Here is a 15,041-nt window from a genome sequence, read left to right on the forward strand (position 1 = left end):
GGGTCGACTTAACCAGCATCCATCACTCGGGCCGAGCCGGATACCCGGATAGAACTTCCTTTTTCACTTGAGATTTCGGCGGTGATCCGGCTAGGCAGCCCCATGTCGACGCCTTGATTGATTTCGATCTTACCGCCGTGCGGCCAATCGATATCCCGCAAATACCCCGCATAGGCCGCGCTGGCTGCCCCCGTTGCAGGATCCTCATAAACACCTCCGGACGCAAACGCATTGCGCGTATGAAAGAGCTGCGGCGTTTCGCTATAGCCAATCAGGATGGTTACCCAGCCATATTCTTCCATCAGTTTGCGGCCGGCTTCTTGATCGTACGTCATGTCCGCAACGGCCTGGCGGGAGGTGAGAGTCAATGCAAAGTGATCTGCACCACCGTGAACGATTGCCGGTGGGATCCGCGGATCAATCTGATCTGCTAAATATCCAAAAAGGTCCAGGACCTTGTTCAAGACCTCTGCCGGGGATTTTTCGCTCCGTGTTGGCGGAGATTGCAGTGCCGCTTGATAAAGCTCACCGGATGCTGCGCCTTCGACTGTGATTTCGGCTTCGTTCAAAATCAGTTTGTAAACGCCTTCGCCAAACTGGCTGGTAAGGGCGGATCCTAAAGCGATCGTGGCATGACCACAGAACGGCACTTCGGATTGCGGGGAGAAATAGCGGACGCGCCAAGCACTGTCGCCATCAGGCATGGCAAAGGCGGTTTCGGAAAAGCCGACATCGGCGGCAATCGCGCGCATGTCATCTACGGACGGATGTGCGTCGCTTATCAAGACGCCGGCCGGATTGCCGCCTTGCTGGCCGTCGGAAAATGCTGAGATACGTTGAATGTCCATGGTGGGAACCTTTGAGTTCGAATTGGTCCCCACCATTTTGTAACAAGTTTTATTGATCGCAAGACGGTCAAACCATGAAATTTGTTCATGGTATTGATCACTTATTTGAACGCCTTATCCAGAGCTTGCTCAAGATCCTTGATGAGGTCTTCCGGGTCTTCCAGCCCGATGTGAAGCCGGATGGCGTGGAGATCCGGATCGATTGGTGTTGCTGAGCGCATACCTTTCAAACGAACCGGAATGGCCAAGCTTTCAAAACCGCCCCAGGAATAACCGAGGCCGAACAAAGTGAGGGCGTCCAGGAACGCGTGGGCTTGTGCTTCTGTCGTTCCCTTAGTGAAGTCAAAACCACAGAGGCCGGACGCCCCGGAAAAGTCCCGTTTCCAAATCTCGTAACCGGGATCGCTCTCCAGCGCCGGATACCGCAACGCGCCAACGGCAGGCTGATCTTTTAGCCAATTCAAGACAGTGGCCGTGTTTTTTTCATGCCGTTCCAGGCGTACCGACAGAGTTCTGAGACCGCGCAGTCCGAGATAAACATCATCTGGGGCAACATGGCTGCCCATGGCACCGTGCAGCTTGTGAAGATTGTCCCAGGCCTTCTCACTTGCCGCGATTGTCCCGAGCATGACGTCAGAATGTCCGACGATATATTTAGTGCCGGCCTGGATCGACAAATCGACACCAAAAGACAATGGTTGGCAATAGAGCGGGCTGGCCCACGTGTTGTCCATCAGAACAGTCGCGCCGATCTCATGGGCCGTTGCCGCAACAGCCGGAACATCCATCATTTCGAAGGTGAGAGATCCCGGTGCTTCAGTAAACACTGCAGTTGTGTTCGGTTTGTACAGAGATTTGACGCCAGCGCCTAAGGCGGGGTCATAATACTCGACCTCGACATTCAGGCCGGGCAGCACAGTGTCGGCAAAATGACGGGTCGGGCCGTAAGCAGTATCAGCAATCAGAATATGGTCGCCCGCTTTAACGCAGGACAGGATCGCCAGAGAGATCGCATTCAGCCCGGAGTTCGCGAGTTTTACGCCCGCAGCACCTTCGATCTCCTTCAAGGCATCTTCTAGGGAATCCGTCGTCGGATTGCCGCGCCTTGCATAGGAGTATTTCTGACTGCCGGTAACAAGCGTTTGGCTGTCTGGATAAAGAACGGTTGAAGCATGAACAACCGGCGGATTGACGAAGCCGTGGAAGTTCGCCGGATCCCGTCCTGCATGCGCCAGCTTCGTATCGAGTTTTGTTTCCGATTTGGAAGTATTGTTTTTCATAGTGTCCTGCTCGTGAGACGGGGCGTGTGAATTTTGGGGCCGGTTAGAGACAGCGGTTCACTGGGTTTTACCCAGCAAAGCCAACATGTCTAGGCAGCATTTGTGTACGGTGGAAAATCTGCTTCGAATTGCCATTTTTCCCAAGTGTTTTTTTCATTGGTATTAGGGAATTATCGCAATGGTCCTTTGATTTCTCCGGTGTGGCGGGCGGTATTTCGCGCCTCAGGAGGACTATACTGATGACCAACCTTATCAAAAGCATTTTGCTTGCCGCCACCGTAGGCGGTTTTTCTGGACCAGCCGCAGCGTCTACTCTGGACGATGTAAAGGCAAACGGTTTTTTCACCTGCGGTGTCAGCCAGGGCAACCCGGGTTTTTCCAATCCGGACAATGAAGGCAACTGGAGCGGCCTGGATGTAGATTATTGCCGCGCTGTCGCGGCCGCGGTCTTGGGCGATCCGGAAGCTGTTAAATTCCGCCCGCTGTCGTCACCGGAGCGCTTCACGGCCCTACAGTCCGGTGAAATCGATCTGCTTTCGCGGACCACCACCTGGACAATGTCCAGGGATACCAATCTCGGCGCGAACTTCGCAGGCGTTATGTATTACGACGGCCAGGCGATGATGGTGCGAAAGGAGCTTGGGATTACATCGGCCATGGAATTGGCTGGGGCTTCGGTTTGTACTGCCACCGGTACGACCACCGAATTGAATGTCGCCGACTTTTTCCGTGTCAACAAAATGGAATACGAAGTTGTCGCCTTTGAAAAGAATGACGAGGTGACAGCGGCCTATGATGCCGGCCGCTGCGACGTTTATACGACCGACAAATCCGGCCTGCATGCCAATCGGTTGAAGCTGACCAACCCGTCTGACCATATGATTCTGCCGGAAGTCATTTCGAAAGAGCCGCTCGGTCCTGTTGTCCGCCAGGGCGACGATCAATGGTTTAACATTGCCAAGTGGACTTTGAACGTTCTGATCAATGCTGAGGAACTGGGTGTGACCCAAGCCAACGTTGAGGAGATGAAAGGGTCTGATAATCCAGCTGTGAAGCGTCTTCTTGGAATCGAAAGCAATTTCGGTGAGGCGCTTGGCCTCAACAAGGACTGGGCCGTCCGCATCATCGGCTCTATTGGCAACTATGGTGAGGTCTTTGCCCGGAACGTTGGTGTCGACACACCGCTGGGTATTGAGCGCGGGCTCAACGCCTCCTGGACAGATGGGGGCATTCTTTATGCCCCGCCGGTTCGCTAGGCCTGCCGATACCCATATTTGTCTCTTATCCGGCGCTTGGTTGATCCGAGCGCCGGATTTTTATCAGCAGCCCTCGAGAGAAGTTCCTCTACGGTACTCGTCTTACTTGACGTTGGGGTGATTACCTAATGGGCAGCCGCTGCGCCGAAACTAGACATGTTCGCGTTTTGTGCAGCCATGGTAACCGTAATCCTACTTTCGACCGAGAAATTTATCGAGATAACGCCAGCAAGTACTTGACCCGAACTCCTAAATGCCATCGTATGGAGAGCGTTGGATCGGGGGGACGATTTCCGGAGGAACTGGCCTTGACGGCTGGTATTCACCCTGTTTGGGGGGTGAAGAGGATGTCTGCCCAACCCGACCCGACTAAATATAAAGTATGGGTAACAAATAAAGGCTGCATATCCATGTCTAATAAAATCCTTCCGCTCGTACTCGGCGCCGCTATGGGTGTCGCTGCGACAGCTGCTGGTGCGACGACGCTGGAAGACGTCAAGGCAAAGGGTTCCATCCAGTGTGGTGTGAGCCAAGGTCTGCCGGGCTTCTCAAACCCGGATGCTCAGGGGAACTGGACTGGTCTCGACGTTGATCTCTGCCGCGCGATGGCCGCAGCAGTTTTTGGCGACGCGTCTGCCGTTAAATTCACTCCGCTGTCCGCTAAAGAGCGTTTCACTGCTCTGCAGTCCGGCGAAGTCGACGTTCTGTCCCGTAACACAACCTGGACCATGTCTCGTGACACCCAGTTGGGTCTGAACTTTGCTGGCGTCAACTACTACGACGGTCAGGGCTTCATGGTTCGTAAGGATCTTGGTGTCACGTCCGCTCTGGAACTGTCCGGCGCATCTGTTTGCACCAACACTGGTACAACCACAGAGCTGAACGTTGCTGACTACTTCCGTGCCAACAACATGCCGTACGAAATCGTCGCTTTCGAAAAGGCTGACGAAGTTGTCGCTGCATATGACGCTGGTCGTTGTGACGTTTACACCACGGACGCTTCCGGTCTGTACGCTCAGCGCCTGAAGCTGACCAACCCGGGCGACCACATGGTTCTGCCGGAAATCATTTCCAAAGAGCCGCTTGGCCCGGTTGTCCGTCAGGGTGATGATGAGTGGTTCAACATCGCTAAGTGGACTCTCAACGCGATGATCAACGCTGAAGAAATGGGCGTTACATCTGCAAACGTTGACGAAATGAAGGGTTCCGACAACCCGTCCATCAAGCGTCTTCTGGGTGTTGAAGGTGCCTTTGGTGAGGCAATCGGCCTTGGCAACGACTGGGCATACAACATCATCAAGAACGTTGGTAACTACGAAGAAACCTTCAATGCGAACGTTGGTCCGGACACTCCGCTCGGCATCTCCCGCGGTGTGAACGCACTGTGGTCGAACGGTGGTTTCCTGTACGCACCGCCGGTCCGCTAATCCTCTTATGAATTGAGGATTTCTGGGGTTCCGGCGGCATGGCTGCCGGAACCCTCAATAAATTCTACGCAGATATAACCGGAAAACATCCGGACATGCGTGGGGAACACACCTGCTTTCTGCCGATAGGGGAACGCTCTTTCAAGAGCGTTATCGAAGAAAGAGGTCTACGCCACGTCCACGGTGAGGCCATATCAAGGGCCAGAGATGCCGGGCGTGATAACTTGGGCGAGGTTCTATGTCAGTCTTGGAGCAAGACTCGGCTGGGGCACCTGCGCGTGCCTCGCTGGTGAATGATCCGAAAGTGCGGGGGCTGTTCTATCAGGTGCTCCTGATTGGAACATTGGTTCTCTTCGGATACTTCATAGTCACGAACACGATAGCCAACCTGGAGCGGCAAAACATTGCCTCCGGTTGGGGCTTTCTTGAAAACACAGCCGGTTTCGGCATCATCCAATCGCTGGTTTCCTACTCGGAAACATCGTCCTACGGACAAGCGGTTTTTGTCGGCTTCCTCAACACACTGCTGGTGGCCGTCGTTGGTATCTTCTTTGCAACAATCATCGGGTTCGTTGTCGGGATCGCCCGGCTGTCGAACAACTGGGTCATTTCCCGGATCGCGTATTGTTACGTTGAACTGGTCCGGAACATCCCACTGCTGTTGCAGATCTTCTTCTGGTATTTTGCGGTTTTGCGCGCTGTGCCGGGCAAGCGGGAAAAGTGGTCTTTCTTCTTCGACACTTTTCACCTCAACATCGCAGGCCTTCGCATGCCGAGGCCGATTTGGGAACCGGGTTCTGGATGGATCGGCGTCGCCTTGATAGTTGGTATCGTGGCTTCAGTTGTCGTTTCAAAGTGGGCGCACAAGCGCCAAGATGAAACGGGTCAGCAGTTCCCAGTCTTCTGGACTGGCCTTGGTCTGATTATCGGCTTGCCGGTACTCACCTATCTGGTCACCGGAATGCCGATGTATCTGGAGCATCCGAACTTTATTGAAACCGGTCCGATTTTGCGGCGTGGTTTCGAATTGGGTGTCGGTTTCAACCTTATTCCAGAGTTCCTGGCTCTGACAGCGGCGCTGGCTATTTACACGGCGGCCTTCATCGCGGAAATCGTTCGAGCAGGTATTCAGGCGGTCAGCCATGGCCAAACTGAAGCGTCTCATGCACTTGGTCTTCGCAACGCACCGACGCTGCGTCTGGTGGTCATCCCGCAGGCAATGCGCGTGATTATTCCGCCGCTGACCAGTCAGTACTTGAACTTGACGAAGAACTCATCACTTGCCGTTGCTATTGCCTTCCCGGATCTGGTGTCCGTCGGCGGTACGGTTCTCAACCAAACTGGTCAGGCGATTGAAATCATCGCCATCTGGATGGCGGTCTATCTGTCGCTCAGCTTGATCACTTCAGCATTCATGAACTGGTACAACCAGCGCATGGCGCTCGTGGAACGGTAAGGAGAGCGGCATGTCAAATTCACAGTTGTTCCAAATAAGAACTGAAGAGGCGCCGCTTCTGCCGGCGCCGGTTTCCACCACTGGTGTGATTGGATGGATGCGGCAGAACTTGTTCTCATCCATAGGTAACACGCTTCTGACCCTGGTCGGTATCTACATAGCCTATTCCCTGATTACCCCGTTCATTCAGTTCGCGTTTGTGGACGCGGTCTGGAGCGGTGAAAATCGGGAGGCCTGCCTTCCGTCAGATGGTGGGCATAGCGGGGCTTGCTGGGCCTATGTTGAAGCGTATCTTCCGCAGTTCATCTATGGCCGGTATCCGGTCGAGGAACGGTATAGGGTCGATATCGTCTATGCACTGTTTGCGCTTCTGCTCGTGCCTTTGGCAATTCCAAGTGCACCGTTCAAGAAGATCAACGCGGTCCTGTTTCTCGTCGTTTTCCCGATCGTTGCCTATTTCCTTCTGACCGGTCTGGTCATTGGGGATTCGGTGATCTGGCCGATCGTTGAAACTGCTCAATGGGGTGGTCTGCTAGTAACGCTGGTGATCGCAGTGACAGGTATCGTGGCGTCCTTGCCGCTCGGTATTGCGCTGGCCCTTGGACGACGGTCTAAAATGCCGATCATCAAGCTGGTCTCGATCATTTTTATCGAGTTCTGGCGTGGTGTACCGCTCATCACGGTTTTGTTCATGTCCTCAGTGATGCTGCCGTTGTTCCTGCCGGAAGGCGTGACCTTCGATAAGCTTCTCCGGGTTCTGATCGGTGTGACGCTGTTCTCAGCTGCCTATATGGCTGAGGTCGTCCGTGGTGGCCTTCAGGCGATTCCGAAGGGGCAATACGAAGGTGCGATGGCGCTCGGACTTCGGTTCTGGCCGATGATGTATCTGATCATTCTGCCGCAAGCGTTGAAGCTGGTGATCCCTGGGATCGTCAACACCTTTATCGGTCTGTTCAAAGACACGACCCTTGTGTTGATCGTCGGTATGTTTGACCTCCTTGGCCAAATCCAGTCGTCCTTTACGGATCCGACCTGGTCGACACCAAGCCAGGGCCACACCGGTTATCTTTTTGCAGCGATAATCTTTTTCGTCTTCTGCTTCGGCATGTCGCGATACTCCATCTACATGGAGAAGAGGCTGCACACAGGGCACAAACGCTAGACACTGAACAAAGTGCAGGGCGCGCGATCAGACGCTGCGCCCTGCGGATCGAAATTTCTGGAGAGATACTCATGAGTGAAAATGCAGTAAATGCGGAAGAGCTGGCCGCTGACCGCTCGAAAATGAAGGTTTCGGACACGGACGTCGCGATCGAAATCAAAGACATGAACAAGTGGTACGGCGACTTTCACGTCCTGCGCGACATCAATCTGCGCGTGATGAGCGGAGAGCGGATTGTTATCTGTGGCCCGTCCGGTTCCGGCAAATCAACGATGATCCGTTGCATCAACCGTCTGGAAGAGCACCAGGCCGGCAACATCATCGTTGAAGGCACTGAACTAACCGACGATCTGAAGAAGATCGACGAAATCCGCCGTGAAGTCGGAATGTGCTTCCAGCACTTCAACCTGTTCCCGCATCTGACGATCCTGGAAAATTGCACCTTGGCGCCGATCTGGGTGCGTAAGATGCCGAAGAAGGAAGCCGAAGAGATCGCGATGCACTACCTGGAGCGGGTCAAGATCCCGGAACAGGCGCTGAAGTACCCGGGCCAGCTGTCTGGTGGTCAGCAGCAGCGCGTGGCGATCGCCCGGTCACTCTGCATGAACCCGAAGATCATGTTGTTCGATGAGCCGACATCGGCGCTCGATCCGGAAATGATCAAGGAAGTGCTCGACGTGATGGTTGGTCTTGCCGAAGAAGGCATGACAATGCTTTGTGTGACCCACGAAATGGGTTTTGCCCGTAAAGTAGCCAACCGGGTTATCTTTATGGATGCCGGCCAAATTGTTGAGCAGAACGAGCCGGAAGAGTTCTTCACCAACCCGCAACACGAGCGGACGAAGCTTTTCTTGAGCCAGATCCTGCATCACTGATCTCAGCCACCTTGTTTGGCGTTCCAAAAACAAGAAGCCCCGGACGTTTGTCTGGGGCTTTTTTCTTAGAAAATTATTAGACTGGCACCAGTTTATCGACCGCACTGCCAGCAAGCATCTTCAGCGTTTCCGGATCTTCCCCCATACGTGCCCGGATCGAAATTCCGTGGATCACCATGGCCAGTATTTGACCGGCCTCGAACGCTGCTGCTTCGCTGATATTACCTTTGCCGTGATAGTGGATAAGCTGGCCGAATTGGGTGTCCATTCGAAGAATGACAGCTTCCAGCGCGTCCTTGAAATCTTTGTCCTGCAGGATTTCGGTCGGAAGAGTGGAGATAGCAAAACATCCATATCGCGCGCCGGCGATATCAGTGTGCCCGGTGTAAAGGTCGATGGCGGCACTGAAGATTGCTTTGAGTTGTGGTTTGGCGCCTTTTTCGGCGAGTGCAGCGTCCCGCAAATGCGCTTCCATCTTGTCCGCAAACCGCGTGACCACCTTCATGAACATGTCTTTTTTTGAGCCGAAGGCGGAATAAAGGCTCGGCCGGTTCAGGCCGGTTTCAGCAGCAATCTGATCAAGACTGGTTGCCGAATACCCGTTTTTCCAAAACACCTGCAGGATTTGATCCAGCGTTTTGTCTTCATCAAATGTGCGCGGTCGGCCGCGTTTGGCGCTTTCTGTCATTTTATACCACTTCGCATAAAAAGCTCGACCTGTCTATTTATATGCGATACGGTACAAAAAGAAAAAGGGATGATGTCATGACAATGTTTGACGAGATTGAGAAAAAACCGGCATTGGGATCGCTGGCCTGGGGGACGCGGACTGGCGCCTATAGCCACGGCCGCCTCACCACTTATGAAAAGCTCGGTGTTTTAGGAAACATGGGAAAGATGGCGGGGCTGCAAGGGTTGGATGTACTGGCCAGCAAGCTTGGGCTGATGAAGGCCTATGGTGCGGATTTGGAGGGGCTACTGCCGCCGACAACTGGTTTGGTCACCGATAGCCTCGTTTTTGCCGATGAAGTGCTTGGCGAAGAGATTTTCCAGCATAGTTGGCGGACTTACTATTGGGGCATGCTTTTGGGCGGTTATCGGGGGTTGGAAATCGACCGGGAGATACTGTTTTCAGCGGCGATTCTTCATGATCTAGGAATGGCAAAGGATCGGCCGGTCCATCCGTGCACCTGTTGTTTTGCTGTTCATGGTGCGGAACGGGGAAAAGCGCATTTGATTTCAAAAGGGCATGATCCGGCCAAGACGAGAAAAATCGGCGATGCGATCGCATTGCATCTCAATGGATATGTTTCAGACCGTGTTCATGGCGTCGAAGCACACCTTTTAAGCCGTGGAGCCATGTGCGATGTCTTTGGTTTGGGAAGCAAACGGGTCGCCCGGGACACCCGCCGGGCCATATTGGCGCACCACCCCAAAGGCGACTTGTTGAACGGTTTGGAGATCTGGCCGGGCCATCACTTAAAAAACACACGCGGTGATTTTCTTATCCGTTTGAACCGGAACGAAAAACACGCGGCTCAGCCACTATCCCTGCAGCAAAGCCCTAGATAACCGGGGACTAAAAACTGCAAAATTCATGACCGGACGTTTGCTGTTTAGAGGGCTTTACGGGGGGCTGGTTGATTGGTCGCGAATCAGTTTCTAGTTGTATTTCGTCATCCTGTTCTTTTTTGCAATGAAGGAAGTTCTGCTGGGAAGAAGTACTTAGGTAAAAAATGTAATCAGGTTGTATATTTAGGAAATGTTCATCATGAGGTGGCCAATTGCCCTAACGTAAAGTGAGGGCGCTCCAATGAATTTGTTACAATCAGATTTTCAGAAACGGTTGGAATTCGCCGAAATTGATAACCGCACAATTTCAGCATTGCAGGAAATTTGGCCAGTCATTCAGCCAGCTCTGGATGGCTTGCTGTCTGACTTTTACGCGCATGTGGGAAAGGTTCCCGAACTGGCCAATTTGGTCGGCGCCCAGCAATCGCGATTGGTGAATGCTCAAAAAACTCATTGGGAGAAACTTTTCACAAGCGGTTTTGATGAAGACTATCAGCGCAGCATCAATGCAATTGGTCATGTCCACTGCCGGATCGGCCTGGAGCCGAAATGGTATATTGCGGGATATAAATTTGTCCTTGTTCGCCTTAACAAATTCCTAGTCAAGAAATACCGCAGATCGATGAGGGATCTCGGGAAGACCCTCGAACATGTGACTGCCGCAGTCATGCTGGATATGGACCTGGCAATTTCCACCTATGAAGAGCAATTGCTTCTGGAACGTGCGGAACAGGCCAAGCGCCTCAATCAATCGATCGAGACCTTCAGAACACATGTTGAGGGGCCGCTTGCGGAGGTCGACAAAGGCGCTGCTATTGTTTCATCGGAATCCAGGAATCTGTCATCCATGTCAGAAGGCGCCCTGGAGCAAATAAGTAATGCACAGACTTATTCTGCCGAATCCAATTCAAGCGTTCAAACAGTTGCAGCCGCCACCGAAGAACTGTCCGGCTCTATACGGGAACTTTCAGAGCAGGTGATTGGCGCTGCGCGGATTGCAACAGAAGCCTCTGAAGGCACAGAACAATCCAGTGTTCACGTCAGCAGCTTGGCCGGGGCAGCCCAGAAAATCGGTGATGTGGTCGGCTTGATCCAGGCGATTGCTGAGCAAACCAACCTTTTGGCGCTCAACGCCACAATTGAGGCTGCGCGGGCAGGGGAATCTGGAAAGGGATTTGCTGTCGTCGCCAATGAAGTCAAAACCTTGGCTGGACAAACCGCCAAGGCGACGGAAGAAATCAGTCAGCAAGTTGGAGAAATTCAACAGACGACAGAACGGGCCGTCCAATCCATCGCGTCCATTTCCGATGTGATCAAACAATTGGATGAAATGACAACATCCATCGCTGGCGCCGTAGAAGAGCAGGGGGCAGCGACCCAAGAGATTTCCCAAAGCGTAAATGTTGTTGCCTCAGGGGCGCAATCCTTGGAGGAAAATATTCGCGGAGTTGGGGACGCGGTTAATGCGACCCACGACGCTGCAAATACTTTCCAGTCTGCCGCCGGCGAAATGAACCAGAGCGTTGACAGCATCTCCGATCACATCAAAGACTTTTTTGAAACATTGAAAACCGGAACCTAACATATCCGAAAATTATCCGTTTTGGATCGTTTAGAGTTCCAACCCTTTGTTCCGCGACCTAATCACAAGAATTCTTGCCTGCCATAAAAAAGAAAACCCTGCCGAATTCTGCAGGGTTTTCTTTTTTTGGGGCTGGCAATCCGTTCAGGCCGGGCCTGTCACCACTTCCGTATCGTCGCGGGCGCCCCATTCGGACCAGGAGCCATCATATAGAGACAGGTCACGGGCTTCGAGGACTGTGAGGCCGAGAGTGAGGATTGCCGCGGTCACGCCGGAGCCGCAGGTTGTGGTGATGGGTTTGGAAAGGTCAACACCGGCAGCCTCATAGATCGGCTTCAGCTCCTCTCGCGTTTTGAAGGTGCCGGCTTCTGAAATCAGGTCGGTAAAGGGCAGGTTTTTGGCGTTCGGCATATGACCGCTTCGCAATCCCGCTCGCGGTTCCGCAGCATCTCCTGCAAAGCGGGCCGCAGAGCGCGCGTCCAATAGTTGTGCGCCCGGTGCGTTGCTCAAGGCTTTGACTGCAGCCAGATTTGCAACGGCGCTGTTGTTCAAACGGGCCGTAAAATGCCGTTCAGGGCGCCGGACCGGATTGTCGTCCACGGGACGGTCTTCGGCGGTCCATTTGGGCATGCCGCCATCGAGCACATGGACGTTTTCGACTCCAAACGTCCGAAAAGTCCACCAGACGCGTGCAGCGGAATAGAAACCAAAATCATCATAAACGACAATGGTTTGACCGTCGCCAATTCCAAGTTTCCGCATGGCGGATGAAAACACATGCGGCGCGGGCAACATGTGTGGCAAGTCGCTGTTTTTGTCGCAAATCTCGTTGACGTCGAAAAACACCGCTCCGGGAATATGAGAATCCGGATAGACCGGTTTGGCATCGGGTGTTGTGACCGGCGGCATCCAGGCATTGACGACAACCACATCCGGTGCGTTGAGATGATCGGCTAGCCAGTCTGTGGAGACGAGCGGATGATATGTCATGAATCAGTCCTTGTGTTCCAGAAGGCCGTGGGCCTTGTGCCAGTCTTCGATGGATTTGTCCGGATAACCCTCAAAATGAACGTGGCCCGGTCCCTCTGGCACGTCAATCCACGCGGGTTTGTCCTTCAGCATGATGTGAACGGTTTCCGGCGTTTCCGGCAAGGCCGTATCAATGGACCCAGCGTGGGGATGCAACAACTCTGGCCAGCGCGGGTCCCAGAGCCAGAGGTGGGAACCGCAAGCCCCACAGAAATGACGTTCGGCAGGACTGGTCTTGCCGTCGATTTTGGCGTGATAGACCGATTTTTGGTCTGCACCCTCAACCTTGAGGCTGTGCGCATCCGCCATCAGATTGATCGCATAACCGCCGCTGCCGGCCAATTTGCGGCAGATCGAACAGTAACACTTCATGAAGGGGTACGGAGCTGCGCTCTCCACTTCAAACGTGACCGCCTTGCAATGACAGCTACCGGCGAGTTTCATCTGTAGAATTCCCTGTCGTGATCACTCTGTCAGGCGAAGCCGGACCCGGCGGTTTTGCTTGCCCTTTTTTTCGCTTTTGCCGAGCGTGAGCGGTCCTATTTCCGACGTCCGGGTGACATGGGTGCCGCCACAGGGCTGCAGATCGACATCACCGCCAATCCGCACAAGCCGGACCCGGCCAGCCCCGCGCGGCGGCTGCACGGACATGGTTTTGACCAAACCAGGATTGGCATCCAATTCTTCATCGGTGATCCATTCGAAGGCGACTTCGTGATCACCGCTGGCGAGCGCGTTGACTTTCTCGCTGACGGCTTCCTTGTTGAGGGGTGTGTCGCCCATATCGAAGTCGAGCCGGCCTTCGCCGTCGCCGATCTGACCGCCTGTCACAGGATATGGCAAGGCAACAGAAAGGAGGTGCAAGGCCGTATGCATGCGCATCAGCCGGTAGCGGCGCGCCCAATCAATATGCGCTGTCAGTTTCGCACCCGATTCCGGGAGGGTTTGGCCTTCAGCTGGAACATGAACAATCGTCTGCTTGTCTGCGTCGTAGACCGTTGTGGCAATCTCAATGCGGCTGCCATCATCCAATTCCAGATAACCGCTATCGCCTGGCTGACCGCCACCGGTGGCATAAAAGACCGTCCGATCCAGGACAATTCCACCGCGGTCGTTCACCTCCACCACGTCCGCTTCGCAACTGCGCAAATAGGCATCATCGCGGAAGAGGGGCGTGGTCATGTGAACAACTCCTTGGTTTGAATTTTGAATCTCTGCCAAGGATGCATAGTGCTCAATCAGGGTCAATCCACGGGCTGTGGTTTTGACAGTGGAAAAAGGGTCAAGAATTCGCTTTGGCGACCAGCAGTTTGAGCGCAAATGTGCCCATGATGCCGGCGAACAGCCAGTCGAATGCCCGCATCACCTTTGGAGAGGACTTGAGCAGTCTTGCAAACGCACCGGCTCCAAGGACCATCAGCGCGCAGATCGGCATTCCGAGGACCACGAAATAACCGCCGAAAAACAGAAGTTTAGCGGTGGCATGCGGATCGCTTGCAGACACGAATTGCGGCAGGAAGGTTACGAAAAACAACACAATCTTCGGATTGAGGATATTGACGCCCAGCCCTTGCAGCCAGACCCGGTGAAACGGCTGTTTTTTGGTCTCAACGGCTTCAAGGGTCATTGACGTGCCATTCCGGACTGCCTGAAACGCAAGCCAAATAAGGTAACCAGCCCCAATGACCTTGAGGATGGAAAACGCTGTTGCCGATGCCGCAAGCAGCGCTGAAATGCCGATGGCCGCCAGCACCGTATGAATGACGAGACCACAAGTTGCTCCAAGAACGGCTGCCAGACCGGCCTTACGGCCCTGGGTCAAGGTCTTGCTCATAAACAGCGTCATATCGGGGCCTGGCGTGATTGTCAGGACCAAAGCCGCCGCGGTGAAGGCAGCTAGGACAGCGGGTGTTGGGAAAAAGTCAGGCATCAGGGCGCAGTCCTATTTAATGAGCGTCGCGCACAACAACGCAAACGATCGTGTCTGTCAAAAGAAAATTCTTCGGGGGACAGGCGCAGGAAATGAGAATAGGCGCTAAGTCCTTAACTTTTCTTCAGAAGTCTCGCCACTAATATCAGACGGGGATTGTTCCGGGGGATGGTATGCCGCTAATCAAACTTCTTGTCTGCCTGTGCGGCTTGAGCTTCTTGTCCGGCTGTGCCGCCGTTGCCGTAGGTGGCGCCGTGGTGGGGACAGCAGGCACTGTTGTGGGAACCACGGTCAAAACAACAACTAAAGTGGCCGGTGGTGCCGTCAAACTCGCCATTCCAGATGGGGATGATGAAGAAGACTAGGGCCTCGAATCTCCGGCCAAACCGCTGCCTGGAGGTTTGGATTTTCTCTGTTTTCGCCCTTCGGGCGGCATTAATGCGTGGTGACGCTTATGCTCAAAAGGTGCCCAAAGTACAAATGTTGCGCTTCGCACGAAAATGCTGTCTTGCAGGTTTTGACATCTCACAAACAAGTTTTTGCTCGTAAATCGCGCAATGAATGAGGTGCTACATGATTGGACAAGAACTTACATGCAAAGTGAGTTTACGTTCTGGCTCAAAA

The 15,041-nt window shown here is 53.7% G+C and carries 15 protein-coding genes; 8 read left to right on the top strand and 7 right to left on the bottom strand.

The features are described from left to right. Nucleotides 1-8: 8 nt before the first annotated feature. Nucleotides 9-848, bottom strand: coding sequence for a PhzF family phenazine biosynthesis protein (locus ACOOFE_RS12185; RefSeq protein ID WP_420415166.1), 840 nt, complete (start codon nucleotides 846-848; stop codon nucleotides 9-11). A 101-nt stretch (nucleotides 849-949) separates the two neighbouring features. Then, nucleotides 950-2,128 (bottom strand): cystathionine beta-lyase, encoded by a 1,179-nt coding sequence (gene metC / locus ACOOFE_RS12190; RefSeq protein ID WP_420415167.1) that lies wholly within the window; start codon nucleotides 2,126-2,128, stop codon nucleotides 950-952. A gap of 239 nt (nucleotides 2,129-2,367) precedes the next feature. Between metC and ACOOFE_RS12195 the strand changes: the two genes are divergently transcribed. From ACOOFE_RS12195 to ACOOFE_RS12215, 5 genes are all read left to right on the top strand, one after another. Further along, nucleotides 2,368-3,384 (top strand): amino acid ABC transporter substrate-binding protein, encoded by a 1,017-nt coding sequence (locus ACOOFE_RS12195; protein WP_420415168.1) that lies wholly within the window; start codon nucleotides 2,368-2,370, stop codon nucleotides 3,382-3,384. Between the two features lie 410 nt (nucleotides 3,385-3,794). Further along, nucleotides 3,795-4,811 carry an amino acid ABC transporter substrate-binding protein gene (locus ACOOFE_RS12200; RefSeq protein WP_420415169.1) on the top strand — a complete coding sequence of 339 codons (1,017 nt, stop codon included), beginning with the start codon at nucleotides 3,795-3,797 and terminating at the stop codon, nucleotides 4,809-4,811. Between the two features lie 238 nt (nucleotides 4,812-5,049). Continuing rightward, complete coding sequence (locus tag ACOOFE_RS12205; RefSeq protein WP_141186626.1) at nucleotides 5,050-6,267, top strand: amino acid ABC transporter permease; 1,218 nt, start codon at nucleotides 5,050-5,052, stop codon at nucleotides 6,265-6,267. 10 nt (nucleotides 6,268-6,277) lie between these two features. Beyond that, nucleotides 6,278-7,429 (top strand): amino acid ABC transporter permease, encoded by a 1,152-nt coding sequence (locus tag ACOOFE_RS12210; RefSeq protein WP_420415170.1) that lies wholly within the window; start codon nucleotides 6,278-6,280, stop codon nucleotides 7,427-7,429. Between the two features lie 71 nt (nucleotides 7,430-7,500). Next, the gene (locus ACOOFE_RS12215; protein ID WP_141186628.1) at nucleotides 7,501-8,304 is read left to right on the top strand and encodes an amino acid ABC transporter ATP-binding protein; all 804 of its coding nucleotides are present in this window, start codon (nucleotides 7,501-7,503) and stop codon (nucleotides 8,302-8,304) included. Between the two features lie 76 nt (nucleotides 8,305-8,380). Here the strand turns inward: ACOOFE_RS12215 and ACOOFE_RS12220 are convergent, their stop codons facing one another. Then, complete coding sequence (locus tag ACOOFE_RS12220; RefSeq protein WP_420415171.1) at nucleotides 8,381-8,992, bottom strand: TetR/AcrR family transcriptional regulator; 612 nt, start codon at nucleotides 8,990-8,992, stop codon at nucleotides 8,381-8,383. 77 nt (nucleotides 8,993-9,069) lie between these two features. On the opposite strand from ACOOFE_RS12220, the gene ACOOFE_RS12225 reads away from it, so the two are divergent. Together ACOOFE_RS12225 and ACOOFE_RS12230 are read left to right on the top strand one after the other, a co-directional pair. After that, nucleotides 9,070-9,876 carry an HD domain-containing protein gene (locus ACOOFE_RS12225; protein ID WP_420415172.1) on the top strand — a complete coding sequence of 269 codons (807 nt, stop codon included), beginning with the start codon at nucleotides 9,070-9,072 and terminating at the stop codon, nucleotides 9,874-9,876. 241 nt (nucleotides 9,877-10,117) lie between these two features. Then, a complete protein-coding gene (locus tag ACOOFE_RS12230; protein WP_420415173.1) occupies nucleotides 10,118-11,458 on the top strand; it encodes a protoglobin domain-containing protein in 1,341 nt (446 codons plus the stop codon). Nucleotides 11,459-11,602: 144 nt separating this feature from the next. Here the strand turns inward: ACOOFE_RS12230 and sseA are convergent, their stop codons facing one another. From sseA to ACOOFE_RS12250, 4 genes are all read right to left on the bottom strand, one after another. After that, nucleotides 11,603-12,448, bottom strand: coding sequence for a 3-mercaptopyruvate sulfurtransferase (gene sseA / locus ACOOFE_RS12235; protein ID WP_420415174.1), 846 nt, complete (start codon nucleotides 12,446-12,448; stop codon nucleotides 11,603-11,605). Nucleotides 12,449-12,451: 3 nt separating this feature from the next. Continuing rightward, on the bottom strand, nucleotides 12,452-12,931 hold the full coding sequence (locus ACOOFE_RS12240) for a GFA family protein (RefSeq protein WP_420415175.1): 480 nt from the start codon (nucleotides 12,929-12,931) through the stop codon (nucleotides 12,452-12,454). Nucleotides 12,932-12,952: 21 nt separating this feature from the next. Then, nucleotides 12,953-13,669 (bottom strand): alanyl-tRNA editing protein, encoded by a 717-nt coding sequence (locus ACOOFE_RS12245; protein WP_420415176.1) that lies wholly within the window; start codon nucleotides 13,667-13,669, stop codon nucleotides 12,953-12,955. 100 nt (nucleotides 13,670-13,769) lie between these two features. Beyond that, nucleotides 13,770-14,417: a LysE family translocator gene (locus ACOOFE_RS12250; protein WP_420415177.1), complete on the bottom strand. Its 648-nt coding sequence runs from the start codon at nucleotides 14,415-14,417 to the stop codon at nucleotides 13,770-13,772. A 173-nt stretch (nucleotides 14,418-14,590) separates the two neighbouring features. Here ACOOFE_RS12250 and ACOOFE_RS12255 point away from each other — a divergent pair, with 173 nt between their 5' ends. Next, nucleotides 14,591-14,782 (top strand): hypothetical protein, encoded by a 192-nt coding sequence (locus ACOOFE_RS12255; RefSeq protein ID WP_141186635.1) that lies wholly within the window; start codon nucleotides 14,591-14,593, stop codon nucleotides 14,780-14,782. Nucleotides 14,783-15,041 lie beyond the last annotated feature (259 nt).

The organism is Roseibium sp. (assembly GCF_965216085.1).
GTDB lineage: Bacteria > Pseudomonadota > Alphaproteobacteria > Rhizobiales > Stappiaceae > Roseibium.